This window comes from Actinopolyspora mortivallis DSM 44261 (assembly GCF_000384035.1).
Classification (GTDB): domain Bacteria; phylum Actinomycetota; class Actinomycetes; order Mycobacteriales; family Pseudonocardiaceae; genus Actinopolyspora; species Actinopolyspora mortivallis.
Window position 1 is genome coordinate 668,778 of the sequence record NZ_KB913024.1, and the last position, 22,347, is coordinate 691,124.

Below are 22,347 nucleotides of genomic sequence, written 5' to 3' on the forward strand. Positions count from 1 at the left end.
GATCAGGAGCCGAGCATGGCCAAACACATCGAAGTCCGGGACCTCAACATCTACTACGGTTCCTTCCGGGCGGTGCGGGACGTGTCCATGACCATCCACCCGTGCGCCATCACCGCGCTGATCGGACCTTCCGGCTGCGGCAAGTCCACCTATCTGCGGGCGCTCAACCGCATGCACGAGCTGGTTCCCGCCGCCCGTGTGGAGGGGGAGGTCGTCATGGACGACCAGGACCTGTACGCGCCGGGAATGGACCCCGTCGAGGTGCGCAAACACGTGGGCATGGTCTTCCAGCGCCCCAACCCCTTCCCGACCATGTCCGTCTACGACAACGTCGCCGCGGGGCTGCGGCTGAACCACGGGCGGATGCGCAAGTCCGAGATGGACGGCATTGTGGAGGAGTCCCTGCGGGGGGCGAACCTCTGGGAGGAGGTCAAGGACCGGCTGGACAAGCCGGGTTCCGGGCTCTCCGGCGGGCAGCAGCAGCGCCTCTGCATCGCCAGGGCGATCGCGGTCAAACCCGACGTGCTGCTGATGGACGAGCCGTGCTCGGCCCTGGACCCCATATCGACCCACGCCATCGAGGACCTCATGGCCGAGCTCAAGGAGAACTACACGATCGTCATCGTCACCCACAACATGCAGCAGGCCGCCCGGGTCAGCAACTACACCGGCTTCTTCAACATCGGCGGCACCGGAGAGCCCGGGGAGCTCGTGGAGATCGACGAGACCCCGAAGATCTTCTCGACCCCCGCACACACCTCCACCGAGGAGTATATCTCCGGCCGCTTCGGCTAGTTCGGCTCGTCGCCGGTTCGCGTGACCGCACGGAGCGGAAGGCGACGTCGCCCGGTCGGCAGTTCCCGTGCGCCGCTGTGGCGGGGTAGGTTGCACACACGACCGGGCAAGTCGACCGAGGGGCGAGTCCGAAGTGTCCAGCGACGAAGCGAGCGAACCCTCCCCAGTGTCCTCTCCCCACGGGCAGCTGCGACTGGCGCTGGCGCTGCGTGGCGGGGCCAGCATGGCCGTGTGGACCGGCGGCGCGGTGGCCGAGGTGGACCGGCTGCGCCGCTGGACACGTCCGGAACGGGAGACCGACGACGGGCAGCGCCATCCCTGGGCGGAACTGGCCGAGCTGGCCGGATACGACTCGGTGGAGGTGGACGTGCTCGCGGGAACCTCGGCCGGGGGACTCAACGCGACCCTGCTGTCGGCCTCCCTGGTGTACGGAATGCCCTTCGGCAGGATGCGTCGGGCGTGGATACGACTGGCCGATCTGGAGGCGATGGCCCGTCCCGTCCCCCGACCGTGGCAGGCTCGCCCCCCATCCCTGCTGGAGGGGGACGGGTACTTCCGGCGCGAACTGGCCGCCCTGCTCGCCGACGGGATCGCCGAGGGCTCCGCCGAGTCCACCGCCTCCCGGGTGGAGCTGCTGCTCACGGCGACCCTGCTGGATCCGCTCACCGAACGACGCTTCGACGCCGCCGGAGTGGAGTTCAGCCAGGCACGCCGTCGGACCGTGTTCCGCTTCAGCCACCGAGGGCGGCCGGGCGACCCGCTCAGCGACTTCGGAGACCCCGCGCATCCCCGGAACACGGCACGGTCGTTGGCCCAGGCGGCCCGCACCACCTCCTCGTTCCCCTTCGCCTTCGAACCGGCCGCCTTCCGGTCCGTGCCCCCCACGGAACGGGGCGGGGGATCCGGAGCCGGGACGGCCCCGCCGAACATGTACGGGTTGTTCTCCGAGACGGCCACCGACCACGACCGGGTTTTCCGGGCCGTGGACGGCGGGGTGCTGGACAACATTCCGGTGACGGCCGCGCTCGACACGATCCAGCGTCTGGAGGCGCGCGGCCCCACGGAACGCAGGCTGCTCTACCTCAACCCCGAACCGGATCCTCCCGAGCCGTCGCAGCGCACGGCCGGACTCGCCCGGGCCGTGACCGCCACGGCCCTGCGGGCGAAACTGGGCCAGGAGAGCCTGCTCACCGACATCGAGGCGATCGAGGAGCACAACCACCGCGTCCGGCAGTCCTCCGGCAGGCGGGACTCCGTGTTCGCCGAACTGGCCACGACGCCCCGGGCCGAGCGCTGGCAGTGGCTGAGTTCCCGGATCCGGGCGGTGTACACCGAGCACGCCGAACAGTTCGCCCGGATGCGCGCCGAAAGGGTGCACACGCTGCTGACCTCGCCCGAGGACGTCGTGACGCCCCCCTTGGCGGCTCCGCTGGCCGGTCAGGCCGTCGAGGGGTGGTCCGCCACCGCCTGCGCCGCGCTGCGCGAACGCCTGGTGCGTCGTCACCGGCAGGCGGCGGTCCATCGTCCGGCCGAGTCCTTCGACGACGTGGAGACCCTGCTGTCCGCTGTGGACGAGTGCGTGCGCTGGGTCCGCTGTCTACAGGCGCGCTGCCCGTCCCGGGTGGAACGCTTCGGCCCCTCCAAGAGCGGGCTGTACCGGCTGCGCATGGTCGTGGAGACGCTGCGGGGAAACCTCGACCGCTGTTGGTTCCACGCCGCCCGCGAGGAGCCCGTGTTCACCGCCACGGACCTGGACGAGTGGATCGAGCGGGTCCGGACCCGTGTCCACCGACTGCAACACGCCCTTCCCGCCCCCGTCGAGTCCGAACTGCGGCCGTTGTTGGACGGGGTCCTCGGAACGGAGGAGGGGGTGGACGCCCTCTTCCAGCGGCAGCTGTCCGAGTTCACCGACGAACTCGCCTCCACCGTGGAGTCCTCCGCCGAGGGGACGTCCGCTTCCGGAACGGACTCGCTGTCCGAGATGTGGGCCGTGCTGGACCGGATCGCGGCGCGACTGCTCGACGTCGTCGAGGAGACGGACCTGCGTGAGCTGGACGGGGTGACACGTGCCCTGCTGGAAACGGCCTCCGACGGGGACACGGCGCGGCTGCTGCGGACGGTGGTGGTTCTCGGCGTTCCGCTGGGGGTGTCCGGCGACGAGGGAAAGCAGGTCCTCCTCCACCGGGTGGCCGGGGACCGGCAGAGTCCGCTGCCGTTCGACTCCCTGCGGGATCCGACGGGTCGGATCCCCGTGCCGGACAAGGTGCGGGGGTCGGGGATGGGCAACTTCGCCGCCTTCCTGTCGGCCAAGTGGCGGGCGAACGACTGGATGTGGGGACGACTCGACGCCGTGGGCGGACTCGTGGACCTGCTGCTGGCCCCCGAGCGGTTGCTCCGTCAGGCCGACTCCCTCGGTGCGACCGGAGTGGGGGACAGGCTGCAGGCGATCCTCAGTCGTCCCACCGGCGCGGAACTCGGGGAGCTGGACGAGTCCACCGCCCGACAGTGGCGTGAGTTCCTCGCCCGACGTTGGGCCGAACGTGCCGGTGCCGTGCGGGCGGAACTGGACGCCCTGTTCGCGAACCCGCACGAGGGACACGCGCTGAACGAGACCAGAGCGGCCGTCACGGAACGTCTGCAATGGACCGTGGTGGCCGAGGAACTGCCGTTCGTGGAGGCGGTGCGTTCCGGTGCCGATCCGTTCGCGGACGAGGTCGCCCCCACACGGGATCCGGGTCGGCTGGAAACCGCCGTACGAAACTACGACGTGGGCCGACAGCGCCGCGAGGATCTCGCCGAGGACCGGATGGCCTCGGTGGCCCTGCGCTTCACGTTGGTGGCGCACCGAGCCCTGTTTCCGCCGTGGAACGGGTTCCGCACCGCGCTCGCCGCGCTCGGTGCCACGGTGGCGAAACCGTTGATCCTGCTGGTCGCCTTCGGCATGGCCGCGCCCCGGCGGGCCGCCGTCTGCGTCGGTTCCGGGGCCGCGGCCGTGGCCCTGGGTGGCTTCGGGACACCCGGGGCGGGGGACGGCGGAGCGGGTTTCTGGGACTGGATGCGGATCTACGAGATCTCCGGGACCCCGCCCGGTGTCCTCGGTGTGCTGGCCGTCCCACTGGCGTTGCTCGCGGCCGTGCGGTGGGGATGGTTGCGGATCCCGCGAGCCAGCGGACGGGGGACCCGCTGGCTGGGAGGGCTGGCGGCGGGTGGGCTGCTCGCCGCGCTCGGACTCTGGCTGCTCGGCTCCGGGGTACGGTTGGGGCCCCTCGGGGTGTTCCTGACGGCGGTGTGGATCACGTGGTACGGCGGGTTCGCCCTGCGCCGGGGTGGACGTGTCGCCGCCACGGTACTCACCGCGGTGGTGTGCGGAGCCGTGCTCGCAGCGGCCGTGGCCGCCGGATGGTCCCCTTCGGACTGGCTGCTGTGGTCGGGTCTCGGCACCGCGGTGGGACAGACTCTGCTGCTGAGCACGGTCGACGTGCTGCCTGCCCGACCGCGCCCTGGCGACACGGACCGGCGTGTTCCTTCCTCCGGTGCCGTGGCCGGGTCCGAACGGGAGGCCACGGAAGACTTCCGGGTCCCGACGGGATGAGCCGGACGCCACGCTTCCGAGTGAGTCGGCTTCCGTCCTTACTGGGTGGGTGTGTTCCGGCGGGTGGTTCTACGATTCCGGTGTGTCGGATCCGTACAGTCCCACCGGGCCCGCTCCGGGCGCCCGGCCCGAACCGTCCACCTCCGTTCCCGGAAGCGGTGTGGTCCCCCCGGAGCCGGGGACACCGTTCGACATGCTCGCGCGCACCCCGGCGCACCGTTGGTGGCGGCCCGCCCTGACGGTGCCGGTCTTCGCGGCCACGGCGGCGGTCTCGCTGGTGGTCGTGACGGTGCTGTTCGCGGGGACGGTGCTGGCCGCCATGCCGGTTCGGGTCCTTCGTGTGTTGATGGACCCGGATCTGGGACCGCAGCGCCTGCTGGATCCGCTGTGGGTGCTGTTCTTCGGCTTCGTGGTGCTGGTCGCGTTGTTGCCTCCGGCGGTGCTGGCCGCGCGCTGGCCCCAGCGCAGAAGTCCCATGGGACTGTTCAGCGTAGCCGGAGCTCCCCGGATGCGCTGGTTCGGCGCCGCACTGTGGCGGGGGCTGCTCGTGTTCGGTGTGACCTTCGGGCTGGGGCTGCTGCTGGGTGTGTTGGCGGGGGCCCCTCCCGCTGGGGACTTTCCGGGCTGGTGGGCGTACTCCTCGATCGTGCTGATCGCCGTGCTCGTGGTGCCGTTGCAGAGCGCCACCGAGGAGGTGGTCTTCCGGGGGCTGTTGCTGCAGACGGTGAACGCGTGGCTGCGGGTGCCGTGGCCGGGGATCGTGCTCTCCTCGTTGGTCTTCCTGTCCGGACACGGCTACACCGACCCGCTGGTGTGGGGCCAGCTGTTGTTGATGGCGGTGGTCATGTGCTGGCTCAGCATCCGCACCGGAGGCTTGGAGGCGGCGATCGCGCTGCACGTCAGCAACAACGCGCTGAGCCTGGTCGTGGGAGGACTCTACGGCGTTCCCGGCCTGGAGCAGAGCGGCAACTATCCTCTCGTGCAGGTGCTGCCCCTGGCGGTGGCCGTGCTGGTGTACGCGTGGCTGGTCGACCGGGAGGCCACGCGGAGACGAGTGGCTACCGTGGTCGGCGGCAGGGCACCGATCCATCCGCTCACCCTGCGCCCCTCGCGGGCCTCACGGGCTGAAGCCCCGCTGTCCTGAGGGGTAAACTGGGTGCGACAGGACATTCGGCAGGTTTCGGGCCGAGCGATGGTGATGCCCCGGTGACATGCTCGGCCGAGGCGGGCCACGACGGGGGTGGTGTCGACGGGGCCGGGATCCCCATCGGGCCGTGCCGGGCCGGTGGTGCAGCGTGAACGACGTGTCTCGGCCGAGAACGTCGGTGGTAACGGAGGTGTCTACGGTGAGCAGCCCGTTCTACGGTGGTGCCCGGTCGAATCCGGGACTTCCCAGTCTGCCCACCCCGCCGAGTGGTTGGCCGGTCGGCTCCTACAGCACGTACGAGGAGGCGCAGCGCGCCGTCGATCACCTCGCGGACAACGACTTCCCCGTGCAGGAGGTGACCATCGTCGGGGTGGACCTGATGCTGGTCGAGCGGGTGACCGGAAGGCTCAGCTGGGCCCGGGTGCTCGGAGGCGGGGCCGCCTCGGGGGCCTGGTTCGGTCTGTTCGTCGGGCTGATCATGGGCATCTTCTCGGCCCAGGACGCCTGGTTGGGACCGGTGCTGGTGGGACTGGGTACCGGTGTCGTCTTCGGTCTCGTGTTCGCCGCGGTCACCTATGCCTCCACCAGGGGACGCCGGGACTTCTCCTCGTCGAGTCAGATCGTGGCGGGACGCTACGACGTGTTGAGCCAGCCCGGTCACGCCGAACAGGCCCGGGACATGCTCGCCCGGCTCGCCATGGGAGGTCCGGCCACGCAGCAGTGACGGCCCCGTGTCCGCGTGGAGGTGTCCGTCCGGAACGGGACCGCCCGTTCGACTCGGTGCTCCTCCGGTCAGGGGATGCTGCGGCCGAACATCTGGGTCCAGTAGTGCTTCCACTCGCTGTCGGGGTTCGTGGAGTGTCCGACGCCGATGTCGGTGAACGCGCAGTTGAGAATGTTTCGCCGGTGCGCGGGGCTGTTGATCCACTGTTCGAAGGTCTTCTCCGCGGTGATGTTGCCCGCAGCGACGTTCTCCCCCACGTACCGGGAGGGATAGCCCCCCGCGCGGGCACGGGTCGCGGCCCGGTGGCCCCGGCTGCCGACGTGTCCGAGGTACCCGTTGTCGGCCATGTCGGCGCTGTGCAGGCGGGCGGTTCTGGTCAGCCGTGGATTCGGGTGGACCTTCGGGCATCCGACCTGCTGCCGTGCCCGGTTGGTCAGTTCCACGATGCGGTGTGTGCGGTCGGTCGGCTCGTGGCGTTCCTGGGTGGCGGCGGGACCCTGGAACGGAAGCAGAGCGCTGATCAGGGTGGGAAGCAGAATCAGTCCCGGTTTCGTGTTCATCCGCGTTCCTTCGCTCGCCCGTACACGACGTCCGGGAGTGTTTGTACCGCAGCCGGAAACGAAACCGTGCCGCGCGACCTCCACCGAGGGACGCGCGACACGGGAAGAACACTCGTTCGGGTGGAAAAACCGCGACTCAGATCTGATGGGCGATGATCAGGAACACCACCAGGATCCATCCGTTGATCAGTGTGCACAGCACGGCGAGTTTGTTGGGCACGAGACGGGACATGCTTCCTCCAGGTGCGGCTCGAAACGTGTTGCTCGGATGCGCTGGACACGTTTGTTCGGGCGTGGATTCCGCAGCACGATGTGGCCCGTGTGCTCTCCCGGAGTCAGCGCGCCTGTCCGGCGGCGCGGGGGCTCACGGAAGCCACGTACCACACCGCGCCGGGTTTTCGTTGATGCCTGGAGTCGCGGGAGGTCCGCCGCGGAAACAGCGGGTTTCGGTCCCGTCGTGCGACCGTCGCCGAGGCCCGTGCCGGAAGGCGGTCCAGGAGGATCCGCGGCCCCGGCAGTAGAGGCTTCCGCATTCTTCCCTCCCAACAGCGGTCGTCGTCTCGGTGGTTCGTCCGACGGTTTCCGGAGGCTCCGCCGGACCCGTTCTTTCGGCCCTGTCCGGAACATCGTTCCGGAGGCGCGCGGTGTTACTTCCGCGATCACAACCAGTTGTTCCTGCGGAAGATCTTGAACAGGGTGACGCAGGCGAGCATCATCACCAACAGCGTCACCGGATAGCTGAACGCCCATTCGAGTTCCGGCATGATTCGGAAATTCATGCCGTAGATCCCGGCTATCATGGTGGGGGTGGAGATGATCGCCACCCAGGCCGAGATCTTGCGCATGTCGGTGTTCTGTTGCAGGGTGATCTTCGCCAGCGTGGCGTCCACCAGGGTGGTCAGCAGTTCGTCGAAGGAGGCCACGCGTTCGGACACCGTGACGAGGTGGTCCTCCACGTCCCGGAAGTAGGAACGCACCTGGTCCGGAACATGGGCCGTGTATCCCCCCGCGAGTCTTTGTAAGGGCTGGGAGAGCGGCATGACCGCCCTGCGCAGTTGCATGACCTCGCGTTTCATCAGGTAGATCTGTTCGGCGTCGATGTTGGTGCGTGGGGCGAACACCTCCGTCTCGATGGTGTCTATGTCGTCCTGCACGGACTCGGTGACCTCCAGGTAGCTGTCGACCACGTGGTCGGCGATGCCGTGCACCACCGCGGAGGGGCCCAGGGCCAGGTGTTCCGGGGACTGCTCCAGCTCGTTGCGTACCCTGGTCAGCTCCGCCTGACGTCCGTGACGGACGGTGATCACGAAGTCCCGACCGAGGAAGATCATGAGTTCGCCGCTCTCCACGATCTCGCTGTTGGTGGCCCTGGCTCGGTCCGGGACGTAGTGCACCGTCTTGAGCACCATGAACAGGGTGTCGTCGTAGCGTTCGAGTTTGGGGCGTTGGTGCGCGTGTACGGCGTCCTCGACGGCGAGCTCGTGGAGTCCGAAGGTCTCGGCCACGCCGTTGATCTGCCGCTGGTCCGGTTCGTGCAGTCCGATCCAGACGAAACCGTTGCGCCGGGAACGCACTTCGGACATCGCCTGCTCGTGCGTCCACTCCCCGGGTAGTCGTACGCCGTCCACGTACACGGCGCAGTCCACGACGGAGGCGGATCCCCGTGGGGAGGAGGACACGGAAGAACGACGCCGGTTCCCGGCGCGGGGCGACCTGTTGCGCAGGCCGAGCGTGGGGATGCTGAACACGATGACCTCCGGGACGGGACGCGTCGTGTGAGGGGGCGTCACATGCGCATCCCGGCCGGATCGTCAGCGATCAACGGTCGGCGGGTTCGTGGATCAGGGTCGCGGGTGGGGCCTACCGGTCTTCGCGCGGCTGATCACACCGGCGGGGATGCGGCCGGTACTGCACGGCGAGGCACTGTCCGCGCCGCTGGCGCCTTCCGTGGAACTCGGCACGTACCCTCACCTCCAATCAGCTCGGCTGCGGGGCGGCGGCCCTTGTGGACCACTCATTCATCCTACTCGTCCGGTCCCGGAGGTCGTGGGGTGGTGCTTCCCGAACGAGAATCCGGGCGTGTGGACTGTGTGACTATTGGTTCCTTCGGGTGAAATTCATGGGTGGCGCGGAGGTGGCGCCGCCGAGGCGTGATCAGTAACATCCTTCGATGTCAACGACATGTAGGTGAAATCCTGTGTGTCATCACTCGAAAGGAGGGTTTCTTCCTTCTGACGGGATGTCAGCGGGGGAGCTGTCCCCACTCGCGCAGCAGCTCGGGCAGGTCCTCGGTCAGCGCTCCGGAGTCGGACAGTGTGGTGAATGTCGCACCGTCGGCCCATATCGCCGCGTCGGCGTCGTCACCTGCGAGGAGCTCCTCCTCCGAGGTGTGGCAGGCGTAGTCCACTATGTGGTAGACACCGTGTGATCCGGATCGCGTGATCCGGCCGACCACCCCGCCCACCACGACGTCGAGTCCCGTTTCCTCGGCGACCTCGCGACGCAGTGCGGCGTGATCGTCCTCGCCGGGTTCGACCCGCCCTCCCGGCAGGGACCACATGCCCTGCCCAGGTGCGTTGGCTCTCCTGACCAACAACAGCCGTCCCCGTCGGTCGTGGACGACGGCGCCGACGCAGTGGATCACCGGAGCCTCGGACTCTCTCATGGACACACAGGGTAGTGATTCGGGCACCGGTGTCACGACACTGACCCGAGTGCGCTAAAAACCTGCCGTACAGGCACTGAGTGCGGTACAACGGATCAGCAGGTTCCAGCACCAGTACAGGTTCAGTCCAGACGGGGTGGGTAACAGTGAACATCAAGAAGATCCTCACATGGGCCGGGATCGCGTTCCTCCTGTTCTTTCTCATCTCGGCGCCGTCCCAGGCGAGTGAAGTGGTCAACGGGATTCTCGACAGTCTGCGTCAGGCGGCGGAGGCGGTGATCACCTTCATGCAGAACCTCTTCCAGTAGGTGGGAGCGCCTGCGTCCGTGGTCGTGATCCCGTCCGAATCGGACAGGTCCGGCCCGACCACGTCCGGCTCACCGAGGCGAGCCCGGTTCCGGGGCCGGTGTCGACACCGTCATCGGCCCCGCGAGAGCAAGACACCGAGCCACGAGGGTGGTTTCCATGTTCGCACCGCGAGATCCGGGTGAGTACCTGCTCGACACCGAACGGCGTGTGATTCGGGTTCGTAGACACTGGGCGTGCCTCGTGTGGGACATCTTCGAGGCGTCCGGCCTGCTGCTCGGGATCATGATGATCTCCGTGCTGCTCCCCGAAGGGAACTGGCTGCTGCAGAACATCCTCTGGTACGGAGGGTTGTTCGTCCTGCTGCGCTTCATCTACCAGGTGTTGGACTGGTACGTGGAGCGGATCGTGGTCACGGACAAGAGGTTCATGATCACCGAGGGGATCTTCACCACCTCCGTGCAGATGATGCCCGTCACCAAGGTCACCGACCTGACCTACTCGCGCAGCGTGCCGGGAAGGATGCTGGGCTACGGCACGTTGATCGTCGAGTCGGCCGGGCAGATCCAGGCCCTCAACCGGATCGAGTACCTGCCCAACCCGGAGGAGGTCTTCGACGCCATCTCCTCCCTGGTCTTCGGGGAGAAGAAGGCCCAACAGGACCGCTTCTCGATGCTCAAGGCACGGCGTGCCGCCGTGGGGCGCGGCAAGACCAAGATAGCCGAATGAACGCGAAGGGTTCCGCGGAGACGGCTCCCGAGCAGCGGGAACATGAGTCACACTGTCGGGTGTGCGAATAGATCTGCATGTGCATTCCACCGAGTCCGACGGGACGGAGACTCCCACGGAACTCGTCCGGACGGCCGTCGACGCCGGTCTGGACGTCATCGCGTTGACCGACCACGACACCACCGCGGGCTGGGCGGAGGTCGAGCGGGCCGTGCGGGAACACGGTCACCGCTCCTTCCGTGTCGTTCCCGGCGCGGAGCTCTCCTGCAGCAGCGCCGACGGGCGCGGGGGCAGCACGACGGTCCACCTGCTCGCCTACCTCTTCGACCCCTCCTCGCGGGCGCTGGTGGAGGAGCAGGTCAGGCTGCGTTCCGAACGACGCGGGCGACTGGAACAGATGGCCCGCCGCATGGCCGCCGACGGCTTCCCCGTGGACCCGGACGGGTTGATGGCGGCGCTGCCTCCGGACTCCCCCGGAGGACGTCCGCACCTGGCCAGAGCCCTCGTCGAGGGCGGCACCGTGGAAACCGTCACCGAGGCCTTCGACAGGTACCTGGGCACCGGCGGCCCCTACTACCTCCCGCGCACCGACACGCCGGTGGAGAAGGCCATCGAGATGATCACCGAGGCCGGGGGGATCACGGTGCTGGCGCACCCCTTCGCAGCCTCCCGGGGCACCACCGTGACCGCGGAGGTCATCGCGGAACTGGCCGGTCACGGACTGCGTGGTGTGGAGGTCGACCATCCCGACCACGGTGAACGGGCGCGACGCGAACTGCGGGGGCTGGCCTCCGAACTGGGGCTGCTCGTCACCGGCGGAAGCGACTACCACGGCACGAACAAGAGCATCGAGATCGGTAGTCGGGGAGCCGATCCCGAGGTGTTGGACCGGCTCAACGCCGAGTGCACGGGAAGCAAGATCATCGGCTGAAGCCGTACCCGTTCCCGGGCGTTCCGGGCGCGGTGGCCGGTCCGACGGCGGAAGGTGCCGAACTGCGTAGTGTGGGAGCCGTGCGGTTCCAGCTCGCCTTCGACGGTATGCCGGAGGGGCTGGTGCGGGTGACCCCGGCCAGGCTCGCCGCGTGGTCGGCGTGCCCGCGCCGTTACCGTTTCGGTTATGTGGACCGGCCCCGTCCGCCCCGGGGACCGGCCCTGGCTCACACCACGCTCGGGGCGGTCCTGCACAACGCGCTGCGTGCCTTCTACGAGGAACCACCCGAACGGCGTACCGGAGAGCGGGTCCGCGAGCTGGTGCGCGGGCACTGGAGGGACGACGGCTTCGCCGACCGGCGGCACTCGGCGGAGTTCCTGCTCCGGGCCCAGGACTGGCTGTCCGAGTACGTGGAACGGGTGGCGGCGACCGCGAAACCGGTCGGTGTCGAAAAATGGGTCAGCGCCACCACGGGTAGGATCATCGTGCAGGGGCGTGTGGATCGCGTCGACGAGCGCGACGGTGAGTTCGTGATCGTCGACTACAAGGCGGGTAAACGGGCTCCGGACGAGGAGGAAGCGCGGAACTCCCTGGCCCTGGCGCTGTACGCACTGGCGTTGCGGGGCATGTCGCACGTGCGGTGTCGCCAGGTCGAGCTGCACCACCTGCGCACCGCCGAAGTGGTGCGGTGGCGGCACACCACCGACTCCCTCGCGGAACACCGCGAGCGGGCCGAACGACTGGCCCGGCAGTCCCGGGAGGCGACCGCCGCCCTCGGGCGGGGAGACTCCCCGGACCGGGTTTTCCCACCCCGCCCCGGCGGACAGTGCGCGGGGTGCGAGTTCCGGAGACACTGCCCGGAGGGGCAGCGTGCGGTTCCCGTGGTCGATCCCCGGGCCCTGCTGGGGGAGTGAAGCGTGCAACCGAGCGAGACCGGTGAGGACGGAGTAATGCGGGCATCATCCGCTCGACGTGCCGACGGAACGGCGGAGGAGGCCGGAGAGCACCTCGACAGTGAGGAAACCCTCCCACTCGGTCCTCGTCCGCGGGAGACTCCCGCGGAGACCACGCGGCCGTCTCCCGGCGGAGAGGGAAGGATGGGCAGAGCACTTCGTGGGCTGAGCGGTGGGCTGACCGCGGGGCTGCTGGTGCTCACCGTGGTGCTCTGCGGCGTACAGCTCTGGGGGCTCGGACGGGGAAACATCGGCCCGGGCTGGAGCACACTGGCCGGGCACGCCCTCGGGAGTGCGGTGGCACTGTTCGCGCAGCTCCGCTCCGACCGCTCCCACCGCAGGGGCGCGGTGGTGGGGTACTCCCTCGGGGCGCTCGGAGTCGTACTGGCGGTACTGGTCCAGTGGTGGTGGTCCTGACGGCGCGAGCCCGTTCCGTCGTGTTCGTGGAGGAACCACAACGGGCGGAGGTTCACCGGTAGGCGACGAGTTCGGAGCCCTGCTGCTCCAGAACCGTCCTTCCCACCACCGTGTCGAACACCGGCCCGTCGTGGCCCCGTCGGTCCAGGGGGATGACCCGTGTCCGCTCGCCGGTGTCGGGGGAGTGCACCGCCAGTCCAGCCGGTACCGGGACCAGCCGTTTACCCCCCATGGCCGTCGCCGGGCCCAAGGTGTCCCGAACAGTCCACAGTGGACGTAGAGTGCGTCGGTCGAGGGTGACGGTGTCCCTGCCGGTGTACCAGGAGACGTCCCCGGCCCGCTGGGTCGCCTCGATCAGCACGTTGGCCCCGGAGTCCGGGGGCGGGCCGAGACGTACCCGGTGTTCCTCCAGGAGGGCACCGGACATGTCGTAGATCACCAGTCGTTGTTCGCCGCGAAGCGCCACGGCGACCCTGTCCCGGTTCACCGCCACCACACTGGCCCGTCCGCCGCGCAGCACGGTGCTCATCACCTCTTCGGGCTGCTCGTTGTCCTCGGGGTTGGCCTTGAGCACCGTCACCCTGTCCCGCCGTGTGCCGGGGCACTCCGCGATGACGCCGACCCGGCGGTCCCCCACGGCCAATCCGGAGTACTCGCACTCCGGGCGGCGCAGGTTGTTGTCCGGGATCTTGACGTCGACGGGGACACCGTACTGCTGGGTCCGCACGAGATCGGAACGCCACGTCTCGAAGAGAGCCCGGCCGGTGGCCGTGACGTAGTTCCCGTCGGACAGCAGCCTGGTTGCCGGCCCCACGTCACTGTTGCGCTGCGGCTGGCGGGCGCCGTCGGAGCCGTTCAGGGAGGTCACGGCACTGCAGTAGTCTCCCGTCCGGTGGACGGCTATCGCACGTCGCCACTCGGAACCGACGGTGCACAGCGGCCTGTCCCTGTGGTAACTCCAGTGGACCCTTCCGTCGACCGGGTCACGCCCGGAGACCGTGCCGCCCTCGCCGGTGACCACGGCCGGACCGGCCACCACGGGACGGGGGGTGGCGCTGCTCGGGGTGTGCCACACCCGTTCCAGCGCGTCGGGAACCCGTCGAGCCGGTTCCACGGGGGAGAGCGGTTCGTCCGCCGTGTCCAGCTCGGTCGCCCGGGCGGCGCTGAACCACCAGAGGGTGGCGCCGCCACTGAGCACGGCGACGGTCAGCACCAGCGCCGCGAGGATGTCGCCCTTCGTCCGCCGCTCCGGCCGTACCACTCTCACCCCGGTCGTCGCTCAGTCACTCGTCGGAAGGATTCCCCACGAGCCTAGCCGCTGCCACCGGAGGCCCCGCGGTACGGGCGTGACCCCCGGTCGCGGAACGGTTCGCCGAGCGTTCACTGTCCGGCCGTGCTCGCCGTCTCCTCGGAGCGTTGCTCTCCGGCACCGCCGCGGCGCCTGCGGGTCCTCCTACGCCGTGTGGTGGATGTTCCGCCCTGGTCGTGCTCGCCGGAACCGGTGGTCGAGGGGGAGTGCTGGGTCTGTTCGACCGGCTTCCCGCCCCGGGTGCGCCGGCGTTTCCTGCGTCCGTTCGGCCTGCTGCCCGCGTCCTCGGTGTGGGAGGAACGCCCACTCGGGCCGTCCCCACGGGGGTTCTTCTTACGGGGCCGGTGCCGGCGTTCGCGCGAGGAGTCCGCGTCTTCCTCCTGCTCGCTTTCCAGGCCCGTGCGCTTGCGTCGGGACAGCGGCAGCCTGCCACCGGCGTCGGCTGGGATGTCGAGGTCGCTGAACAGGTGCGCCGAGGTCGAATAGGTTTCGACGGGTTCGTCCAGGCCGAGGGAGAGTTCCTTGCTGATCACCTTCCAGCGGGTTTCCTCGTCCCAGTCGACCAGGGTGACCGCCACGCCGGTCCGCCCCGCCCGTCCGGTGCGCCCGATGCGGTGCACGTAGGTCTTCTCGTCCTCGGGGCACTGGAGGTTGATCACGTGGGTGACTCCTTCGACGTCGATGCCGCGTGCGGCGACGTCGGTGGCCACCAGTACGTCGATCTTGCCGGTGCGGAAGGCCCGCAGGGCCCGTTCGCGGGCGCTCTGGCCCAGGTCGCCGTGCACGGCTCCGGCGGCGAAGCCCCGCTCGGTCAGCTCGTCGGCGAGTTTCTGCGCCGAGCGTTTGGTGCGGCTGAAGATCATGGTCAGCCCGCGCCCGTTCGCCTGCAGCACACGGGCCAACAGCTCGGGCTTGTCCATGGCGTGGGCCCGGTAGACGAACTGGTGGGTGCGTTCGTGCACCGCGCTCTCGTCGGCCTGCTCGGCCCGGATCTGCGTCGGATGGTTCAGGAAGTCCCGGGCGAGTTTGACGATCGCGTCCGGCATCGTCGCCGAGAACAGCATGGTCTGGCGCTGTTCGGGAACCATGCCGAGGATCCGCTCGATGTCCGGCAGGAACCCGAGGTCGAGCATCTCGTCGGCCTCGTCGAGCACCAGGGTGCTGAGTTTGCCGAGCACCAGGTGCCGCTGGTCGGCGAGGTCGAGCAGCCTGCCCGGGGTCCCGATCACCACGTCGACTCCGGCACGCAGCCCCTCGATCTGGGGTTCGTACGGGCGTCCGCCGTAGACGGAGAGGATGCGCACCCCGAGGTAACGGGCCGCGTTCTCCAGGTCCTTGGTCACCTGCAGGCACAGTTCCCTGGTCGGCACCACGACCAGGGCCTGCGGGGTTCCGTCACCGGGAAGACTCATCCGCTGCAACAGCGGCACCCCGAAACCGAGGGTCTTGCCCATGCCGGTGCGTGCCTGCCCGATCAGGTCGAGCCCCCGCAGGGCCAGCGGCAGGGTCATCTCCTGGATGGTGAAAGTGTGTTCGATCCCCGATTCCCGCAGGGCGCGGACGATCTCCTCGGAGGCTCCGAGCTCGGCGAAGGTGGGGGAGGACTCGCCCTCCGCCGGGGAGGCGCCGGGAGCGGCGTCCGGTCGCTGCCGGGTGCTCTGGTCGGTCTCCTCGACGCCGGTGTGGTCGGGACCGTGGTTGTCGTTGTTCGTCAGAATCATCGCCTCTTTTCTGATCGCGCGCACGACGTCGTGCTCGGGGCGGGGCCCGTGGCCGCGCGGCGATGTCGGTTTGTGCTCGCGTGCCGAAAGCGGGATCGGCGCGACGCGCGGCAGCGATCGGCCGAGTCCGCGTTCCACCGTCCTGCGGTGGCGCTCGATTCCGCTGTGCCGCGTCCGCTGCGACGAAGTCCGTTCGGTCGCGGCGTACTTCTCCGAGGAAGGGCGTCTCGTACCGCTCGTCCCCGTGAGACGGCGCTCGCTGTGGGAAGGTCCGAAGGGGCGACCGTTTCCCGTGGGCGGGCAACGACCGCGAGCGGCTTCCCCAACCGGGGAGGGAGGGTCCCGTCTCGTTTCGCCGGATGCTCCGGCCCGTCCCCCTTCCCCGGACCGTGGGTCCGGTGTGACCGGGAGGCCGAGCGCATCCGCCACGGGCACGTTAACTCCCGCCGAGTGGCCCTCGCACGCGAAACGCCGCTCGCCGGGGCCCGGTTCCCTCCGTCGGGGGAACGGCGCAGCGGGTACTTCTCCGACGCCAACAAACCTCCCTTGCGGGCAGCCTACCCGTGACCTCTCCCGTTGTGGGGGCCGGATGGCGAACACCACCCGGAAAAGGAAGACCGAAGGCGTGGAGCTCGTGGTGTCGTTGCCGTGCGCGATGGTCGGCGAGCAGCACGGAACGACCTCCCCGCTGTGGCTGGCGGTAGGCTCGCGGCATGACCGAGGCTGACCAGAGTGCCGCTGCTTCCGGAGTGCGGGACACCGCCGAGTCGGGCGAAGCACCTTCCTACCCCGGTTACGAGGACGGGGTCACGGACCTGCTCGCCGCGCTGGCCTACGGGGAGCTCTCCGCGTTCGACCGTCTGGCTGAGGACGCGCGCGCGGCGCCCACTCTCACCGGCAGGGCGGCTTTGGCGAGCATGGCCGCCGCCGAGATGGGACATTTCCGGCTGTTGCAGGACAAGCTCTCCGAGCGCGGGATCGCCGTGGAGGAGGCGATGCGGCCCTTCGTGACCCCCTTCGACACCTTCAACGCGGCCACCGCTCCGCACTCCTGGCTGGAGTCGTTGGTCAAGGCCTATGTGGGCGACGGTCTGGCGGCCGACTTCTACCGGGAGGTCGCCAACTGGTTGGACCCGGAAACCCGGGATCTCGTGCTCACCGTGCTCTCCGACACCGGGCACTCCGCCTTCGCCGAACGCGAGGTCTCCGCCGCCTGCGCCGAGGACGAGTCGCTGCGTGACCGGCTGACCCTGTGGGGACGCAGGCTGCTGGGGGAGGCGGTCACCCAGGCCCAGTGGGTGGTGGCCGAACGTGACGCGCTGTCCGAGCTGATCATCCGTGGTTCCGGGGACCTGGCCGGAATCGGAGCCCTGATGCGCAAACTCCAGAACAACCAGAACAAGCGGATGGCGCGGTTGGGACTCGGATGAGCCCGTGGCGTTCTCCGTGAGTGCTCGTGCGCGGGCTCCGGTTCGGCCGCACCGGCCCGGAACCCGGCGGGAGGATAGCCTGTAGCGCGGAGGCTTCACCCGGCGATATTCACGGAGGTAAGCGGTGGAGGTCAAGATAGGAGTCGCGGAGGGCAACCGCGAGCTCACGCTGAGCAGCGCCCAGAGTCAGGACGAGGTCGAGAAGCTGGTCGCGGACGCGCTGGCCGGGACCACCGGTCAGCTGCGGATCGACGACGAGAAGGGCAGGCGTTACATCGTGCCCGCCGGCAAGGTGGCCTACGTCGAGATCGGCGCTCCCGAGGCCCACCGCGTCGGGTTCGGGGTCGGCTGACCCGAGTGCCGCCCGGTCGGGCCCGGCGTGGGGCTGCCCGTACGGCGGGCCCGGAACGGATCCCACGAGGTGGGGTCGCCGAAGGCCCCACCCACCACGGGGGTTCGTCGGCGGCTCCGCCCGGGGACGGCGGGCCGCCGCTGCCCTCAGGGGCTCTCGGGGGCGGCCGGCTCGGCGTCCAGCGGGAACGGCGGTCTCCCCAGTCCGGTGACGCGGTACCTGTGCCACGGATCCGGGTCCGAGAGGGTGGCCACCGCCTCTCCGTGGGGGGTACGGAGCACGACCTCGGCCCTGCCTCCCGCCGTCAGCTCCTCCAGATCCGGACTCGGTTCGACCCGCCCGTACCAGTGGAACCTTCCGTCTATGGGTTGGAAGTTCCCGCGCAGCACCACACTCACGTGCGCCTGGTGCTCGGCGGTGAAAACCACGGCCGGACCGTGGTAGTCGTGCTCCTCGTGCTCGTGCTCGGTGGTCGCGGTTCGTTCGTGCACGGTCTCGCCTCCCGGAGGGTGCGCGGTGTCGTGTTCTGAGGTCCCGGTGTGCGGCTCGTCCCCGAAGTGCGGGTGCGTGTCCGGTTCCGTTCCCCGAGGTGGCCGCACCACCCGCCGGGGATTCGGTGCCTACGGCGCGGTGCCTCGGCCACGTTCCCGACCACGTCCTCAGCGGGGGCCTTCGCCCTCGACGAGTTCGAGGTCGGGCGGGAACTCCAGCGGTTCGTCCGGGTCGAGTACGACCCCTCCGGAGCGCAGGACCCCGTCGATGGCGAACCAGATGATCTTCGTCAGGTAGTCGGTGAGGTCGTCCCTGCTCATGGAGTGACGTTCCAGCCACCAGTCGCCGCTGGCCTGGACCATGCCCACCAGGCCGTGACTCCAGGCCTCGACTCCGCCGGAGTCCAGGTCGAGGCTGCGCAGGTACTCGCCGAGCAGTCGGGACAACGAGTTGGCGATGATCGTCTTCTCCGTGCTGACCGGGTCGGTGTGCACGGGGCGGTCGGCGAAGTTGCGTCGCACCACGAAGCGGTACAGCTCCGGGTACTCCTCGATCACGCTCAGGTAGGTGCTCACGATCCGCCGGATCCGCTCGCGTGCGCTGCCACCCTCCTCCAGGGCGGGTTTGATCCGCTCCATCAGCAGCTTGGTGCCCCATTCGCCCACGGCGAGGTAGAGGTCGCTCTTGTCGCTGAAGTGGCGGTAGAGCACCGGCTTGCTCACACCGGCTTCGGCCGCGATGTCGTCCATGCCGACCTCGGCGCCGTAGGTGCCGATCGCGCGCACGGCCGCCTCGACGAACTCGGCCCGGCGTGCCTGCCGGTGGCCGCGCCAGCGTTCCCGTCGGGCGTCGGCGTTCTCCTGGTTGCGTATGGCCTTGACAGGTCGGGAGATGTGGCTCACGCTACTCAAGGTAGCTGTTACTTCTGGTAACACGCAACGCTCGGCACGGGTCCCCGGGAGGGTGATCGCTGATCATGACTAGGACGGTCCAGGTCAATGACCGGGAGAAAACCGCTTCACGCCTGTTGAGTTCCTCGGCCAAGAACAGTTACGACCCCGAGGTCGACATCGACTGGCAAGCGCCACTGGCCGAGGACAAACCCTACCTGCCGCTGCACCGCAGCACGCTGTACGGCACTCCGCTGTGGGAGCGGCTCACCGAGGAGCAGCGCATCGAGCTGACCAAGCACGAGTTCGCCAGCATCGCCTCGAACGGTCTCTGGTTCGAGGTGCTGCTCATGCAGATGCTGCTCAAGGACTTCTACCACCGGGACCCGCGTACCCAACACGCCCAGTACGCGTTGACCGAGGTCGCCGACGAGTGCAGGCACTCGACGATGTTCGCCAAGGCCTGCGACCGGATCGGAGCCCCCGCCTACGGACCGTTCCGGATCCTGCACGAGGGCGGCCGGATCCTGCCCGCCGTGCTGAAGGGGCCCTCGGCCTACGCCTCCATCCTCGTGGCGGAGGAGATCCTCGACCGGATCCAGCGCGACCAGATGTTCGACGAACAGGTCCAGCCGCTGGTGCGCATGGTCAACCGCATCCACGTCATGGAGGAGGCCCGGCACGTCACCTTCGCCCGGGAGGAGGTGGTCCGCGGGATGCGGGAGTGCAACCCCGCACAACGCGCCTATCACCAGTTCATGACCTCGCTGGTCGGGTACTGCATCATCAAGGCGCTGATCAACCCGGACGTCTACAAGGCGGTGGGGCTGCGGCCCGCCACGGCCTACCGGACGGCCATGGAGAACCCCCACTGGTGGGAGACCATCCGATGGAGCGGTGAGAAGATCATGGCCTTCCTGGACGAAGTCGGACTGGTCGGCAAACCGGGGATGCCGCTGTGGCGGAAGGCGGGACTGATCGGATGAAGCTCGGAGGACGGGAGGAAGCCCTGTACACACTGACCACATCGGACGGTGTCGGACTCGCGGTGGAGGAGAGCGGATCGCCGGACGCCGCCGTGACGGTGGTCCTGATCCACGGCTGGACACTGACCAGACACACGTGGGACCGGGTGGCCGAACGGCTGCCCGGCTCGGTCGACGGGTCGGTGCGCATCGTGCGCTTCGACCACCGTGGGCACGGCGACTCGGACGCGGCCCCGACCGGCACGGCGGAGATCGCACGGTGCGCCGACGACCTGGCCGAGCTGATCACCGAACACGTGCCCACGGGGCCGATCGTGCTCGCCGGACACTCCATGGGCGGGATGACGATCATGGCCCTGGCCGAGCGTCACCCCCGGCTGATGGCCGAGCGGGTGCACGGGGTGGCCCTGGTGGCGACCTCCAGCGGTGATCTCGTGGCCCCGGACCTCGGCCTGCCGAAGTCGGTCGCCTCCGTGTTCAACGCGGGCGAACGCGCGCTGCGCTCGGCGTTGGCCCGTTCCACACGGCGCAGGGTCGGTTCCCGCTCCGCCTGGATGCGTCCGGGGCTGCGCTGGCTGTTGTTCGGCAGCGGTGCGGACAGGGCCGATGTGGCCGCCAGCGCCGAATGGGTGGCCCGCTGCCATCCGGCCAGTTTCGCCGGGTTCCGCGAGTCGCTGGCCGCGCACGAACGCGCGCACGTGCTGGCGGAGTTCCCCCGGGTTCCCACGGTCGTGCTGGTCGGGCTGAGCGACCGGTTGTGTCCGTTCCCCCACGCGCGGGTGATGTCCGAACGGCTGCCCCACGCGGATCTCTTCGTCTACGCGGGAGCCGGGCACATGCTGCCGCTGGAGAGGGACGACGAGGTCACCGGCCGGATAGCCGATGTCACACGCTCGGTGTTGGAGTCCTCCGTGGGCGGAACCGTCTCCGTCTGATCCCGCGGTGCCGTGGTGTGCTCCCGGTCTTTCGGGGCCCCGGGGCGTTCGTCCGGGTGAATCACGTGTCCGGTGCCGTTCGTGAGCCCGGCGAAGGCCGGTCGTTCGGTACCGTGGCCGATAGGCGGCACCGGACGGTTCGCCGGGTCGGCTCCGGTCGGGCGAACCGTCGGGGGAGCGGAACCATCCGGACGAAAGGACCTCCGTGGGACAGCACACCAACGGCATTCATCACCACGGCTATGTCGAGGACACTCCGCTGAACCAGGCCCTTCCCGCGCACGAGCGCCTGACCAAGCTCGACGCGGTGGAGATCCTGCACAGTCCCGACGAGGTGGCCCAGTGGCTGGCGAGCACGCTGCGGGCGGCGATGGGCAGGTCCGAGGAGGAGGTCTCCTTCGACGACGAGTGGGACCAGTGGGTCAAGTTCGCCCAGTCGGGGGAGACGATCACGACGGGACTGTCCCACGGTCCGACCATCAGCGCCGTCGTCGTTCCGGAGGCGGAGTGCCGGTGCACCTCCACCCCGTTGGTTCCGGTCGGGGGCAAGAAGCGCGGCCGCTGAGCCCGTCCCGCTGAGAGAGTTCGTCCCGCTGTCGGCAGGGCCGTCTTCGCCGGTTCGTGGCGGGGAACCACCGAAAAGCACCCCGGCCGGGATGCTTTTCGGCCCCGAAGACGGTGCCCCCGGCACCCGGGTCGGCCCTCCGCCTCTCCGGCTGGTTCCCCGGTCGTCGCGCGTGTGCTCCCGGCACCTCAGCCGTGCTGGAGCGGGAAGCCGGACAGTCCCTTCCACGCCAGGGTGGACATGAGGTGCACGGCCTCCTCCCGGGATATGGAGTTCCGCGTGTCCAACCAGTCCCGGGCGGTGACCTGGCTCAGCCCGACGAGCCCCACGGCGAGCAGCCGGGCCCGTTCGTGGTCCAGTCCCGCGTCGGCCGTGACCGCCTCGGCCACGGCGTCGATGCAGCCGGAGGAAGCGCGTTCCACGGCCTGTTCGACGGCTGGTTCCCCCCGCAGGTCCGACTCGAACACCAGTCGGAACGCCTGGTCCTCCCGGTCCACGAACTCGTAGAGCGCCCCCACGGCCGCCCGTACGCGCTGTTTGTTGTCGGGGTTGGACTCGATGGCCTCGCGCACCCGGTTGACCAGTTCGGTGCCGTGGGTCTCCAACAGGGCGAGGTACAGCTCCAGTTTTCCCGGAAAATGCTGGTAGAGTACGGGTTTGCTCACACCCGCCCGTTCGGCGATGTCGTCCATCGCCGCGGCGTGGTATCCGTTGGTCACGAACACTTCCTGAGCCGCGGAGAGCAGTTGCGCCCTTCGTTCGTCGCGCGGAAGCCGTACTCCGCGGTTGGGCTGGTCCGTGCTCTGCTGCGCGGTCTCGGTCATCTCAAAGCCTCCACCGAAAGATGC

General features: G+C 69.1%; 22 protein-coding genes. 14 read left to right on the forward strand and 8 right to left on the reverse strand.

Annotated elements, in window-relative coordinates; all coding sequences use genetic code 11:
- The first annotated feature begins 15 nt into the window (after window positions 1-15).
- From pstB to ACTMO_RS0103335, 4 genes are all read left to right on the forward strand, one after another.
- A complete protein-coding gene (gene pstB, locus ACTMO_RS0103320) occupies window positions 16-795 on the forward strand; it encodes a phosphate ABC transporter ATP-binding protein PstB (protein ID WP_019853242.1) in 780 nt (259 codons plus the stop codon).
- A 133-nt stretch (window positions 796-928) separates the two neighbouring features.
- The gene (locus ACTMO_RS20165; protein WP_245556012.1) at window positions 929-4,387 is read left to right on the forward strand and encodes a patatin-like protein; all 3,459 of its coding nucleotides are present in this window, start codon (window positions 929-931) and stop codon (window positions 4,385-4,387) included.
- 82 nt (window positions 4,388-4,469) lie between these two features.
- Window positions 4,470-5,531 (forward strand): CPBP family intramembrane glutamic endopeptidase, encoded by a 1,062-nt coding sequence (locus ACTMO_RS0103330; protein WP_245556013.1) that lies wholly within the window; start codon window positions 4,470-4,472, stop codon window positions 5,529-5,531.
- A 202-nt stretch (window positions 5,532-5,733) separates the two neighbouring features.
- Window positions 5,734-6,258 carry a YflT domain-containing protein gene (locus ACTMO_RS0103335; RefSeq protein WP_019853245.1) on the forward strand — a complete coding sequence of 175 codons (525 nt, stop codon included), beginning with the start codon at window positions 5,734-5,736 and terminating at the stop codon, window positions 6,256-6,258.
- Between the two features lie 68 nt (window positions 6,259-6,326).
- On the opposite strand, the gene ACTMO_RS0103340 is transcribed toward ACTMO_RS0103335, so the two are convergent.
- The 3 genes from ACTMO_RS0103340 to ACTMO_RS0103355 all read right to left on the reverse strand — a co-directional run bounded on the left by ACTMO_RS0103340 (window position 6,327) and on the right by ACTMO_RS0103355 (window position 9,483).
- Window positions 6,327-6,818 carry a CAP domain-containing protein gene (locus ACTMO_RS0103340; protein ID WP_019853246.1) on the reverse strand — a complete coding sequence of 164 codons (492 nt, stop codon included), beginning with the start codon at window positions 6,816-6,818 and terminating at the stop codon, window positions 6,327-6,329.
- A gap of 659 nt (window positions 6,819-7,477) precedes the next feature.
- A complete protein-coding gene (gene corA / locus ACTMO_RS0103350) occupies window positions 7,478-8,566 on the reverse strand; it encodes a magnesium/cobalt transporter CorA (RefSeq protein ID WP_019853248.1) in 1,089 nt (362 codons plus the stop codon).
- A gap of 494 nt (window positions 8,567-9,060) precedes the next feature.
- Window positions 9,061-9,483 (reverse strand): NUDIX domain-containing protein, encoded by a 423-nt coding sequence (locus tag ACTMO_RS0103355; protein WP_019853249.1) that lies wholly within the window; start codon window positions 9,481-9,483, stop codon window positions 9,061-9,063.
- Window positions 9,484-9,629: 146 nt separating this feature from the next.
- Between ACTMO_RS0103355 and ACTMO_RS23220 the strand changes: the two genes are divergently transcribed.
- The 5 genes from ACTMO_RS23220 to ACTMO_RS0103380 all read left to right on the forward strand — a co-directional run bounded on the left by ACTMO_RS23220 (window position 9,630) and on the right by ACTMO_RS0103380 (window position 12,819).
- A complete protein-coding gene (locus ACTMO_RS23220) occupies window positions 9,630-9,791 on the forward strand; it encodes a hypothetical protein (protein ID WP_019853250.1) in 162 nt (53 codons plus the stop codon).
- A gap of 157 nt (window positions 9,792-9,948) precedes the next feature.
- Window positions 9,949-10,518 carry a PH domain-containing protein gene (locus tag ACTMO_RS0103365; RefSeq protein WP_019853251.1) on the forward strand — a complete coding sequence of 190 codons (570 nt, stop codon included), beginning with the start codon at window positions 9,949-9,951 and terminating at the stop codon, window positions 10,516-10,518.
- A 61-nt stretch (window positions 10,519-10,579) separates the two neighbouring features.
- Window positions 10,580-11,449, forward strand: a complete 870-nt coding sequence (locus ACTMO_RS0103370) for a PHP domain-containing protein (RefSeq protein ID WP_245556015.1) — start codon at window positions 10,580-10,582, stop codon at window positions 11,447-11,449.
- Between the two features lie 80 nt (window positions 11,450-11,529).
- Window positions 11,530-12,363 (forward strand): RecB family exonuclease, encoded by an 834-nt coding sequence (locus ACTMO_RS0103375; protein ID WP_026448831.1) that lies wholly within the window; start codon window positions 11,530-11,532, stop codon window positions 12,361-12,363.
- Between the two features lie 183 nt (window positions 12,364-12,546).
- Complete coding sequence (locus ACTMO_RS0103380; protein ID WP_019853254.1) at window positions 12,547-12,819, forward strand: hypothetical protein; 273 nt, start codon at window positions 12,547-12,549, stop codon at window positions 12,817-12,819.
- 52 nt (window positions 12,820-12,871) lie between these two features.
- Here ACTMO_RS0103380 and ACTMO_RS0103385 read toward each other — a convergent pair whose 3' ends face one another.
- The gene (locus ACTMO_RS0103385) at window positions 12,872-14,086 is read right to left on the reverse strand and encodes an Rv3212 family protein (RefSeq protein WP_157062779.1); all 1,215 of its coding nucleotides are present in this window, start codon (window positions 14,084-14,086) and stop codon (window positions 12,872-12,874) included.
- Between the two features lie 113 nt (window positions 14,087-14,199).
- Complete coding sequence (locus ACTMO_RS0103390) at window positions 14,200-15,849, reverse strand: DEAD/DEAH box helicase (RefSeq protein ID WP_019853256.1); 1,650 nt, start codon at window positions 15,847-15,849, stop codon at window positions 14,200-14,202.
- A 713-nt stretch (window positions 15,850-16,562) separates the two neighbouring features.
- On the opposite strand from ACTMO_RS0103390, the gene ACTMO_RS0103395 reads away from it, so the two are divergent.
- Both ACTMO_RS0103395 and ACTMO_RS0103400 read left to right on the forward strand, forming a co-directional pair.
- Window positions 16,563-17,279, forward strand: a complete 717-nt coding sequence (locus tag ACTMO_RS0103395; RefSeq protein ID WP_026448832.1) for a ferritin-like fold-containing protein — start codon at window positions 16,563-16,565, stop codon at window positions 17,277-17,279.
- Window positions 17,280-17,403: 124 nt separating this feature from the next.
- Window positions 17,404-17,631, forward strand: coding sequence for a DUF3107 domain-containing protein (locus ACTMO_RS0103400; protein ID WP_019853259.1), 228 nt, complete (start codon window positions 17,404-17,406; stop codon window positions 17,629-17,631).
- Window positions 17,632-17,777: 146 nt separating this feature from the next.
- Here the strand turns inward: ACTMO_RS0103400 and ACTMO_RS0103405 are convergent, their stop codons facing one another.
- Window positions 17,778-18,122 (reverse strand): DUF4873 domain-containing protein, encoded by a 345-nt coding sequence (locus tag ACTMO_RS0103405; protein ID WP_026448833.1) that lies wholly within the window; start codon window positions 18,120-18,122, stop codon window positions 17,778-17,780.
- A gap of 168 nt (window positions 18,123-18,290) precedes the next feature.
- On the reverse strand, window positions 18,291-19,025 hold the full coding sequence (locus tag ACTMO_RS0103410; protein WP_019853261.1) for a TetR/AcrR family transcriptional regulator: 735 nt from the start codon (window positions 19,023-19,025) through the stop codon (window positions 18,291-18,293).
- 74 nt (window positions 19,026-19,099) lie between these two features.
- On the opposite strand from ACTMO_RS0103410, the gene ACTMO_RS0103415 reads away from it, so the two are divergent.
- The 3 genes from ACTMO_RS0103415 to ACTMO_RS0103425 all read left to right on the forward strand — a co-directional run bounded on the left by ACTMO_RS0103415 (window position 19,100) and on the right by ACTMO_RS0103425 (window position 21,499).
- Complete coding sequence (locus tag ACTMO_RS0103415) at window positions 19,100-19,999, forward strand: AurF N-oxygenase family protein (RefSeq protein WP_026448834.1); 900 nt, start codon at window positions 19,100-19,102, stop codon at window positions 19,997-19,999.
- Window positions 19,996-20,934 (forward strand): alpha/beta fold hydrolase, encoded by a 939-nt coding sequence (locus ACTMO_RS20170; RefSeq protein WP_019853263.1) that lies wholly within the window; start codon window positions 19,996-19,998, stop codon window positions 20,932-20,934. Before ACTMO_RS0103415 ends, ACTMO_RS20170 begins: the two co-directional genes overlap by 4 nt.
- A gap of 205 nt (window positions 20,935-21,139) precedes the next feature.
- On the forward strand, window positions 21,140-21,499 hold the full coding sequence (locus tag ACTMO_RS0103425) for a hypothetical protein (RefSeq protein WP_019853264.1): 360 nt from the start codon (window positions 21,140-21,142) through the stop codon (window positions 21,497-21,499).
- A gap of 188 nt (window positions 21,500-21,687) precedes the next feature.
- Here the strand turns inward: ACTMO_RS0103425 and ACTMO_RS0103430 are convergent, their stop codons facing one another.
- Window positions 21,688-22,323 (reverse strand): TetR/AcrR family transcriptional regulator, encoded by a 636-nt coding sequence (locus ACTMO_RS0103430; RefSeq protein WP_019853265.1) that lies wholly within the window; start codon window positions 22,321-22,323, stop codon window positions 21,688-21,690.
- Window positions 22,324-22,347: the final 24 nt, after the last annotated feature.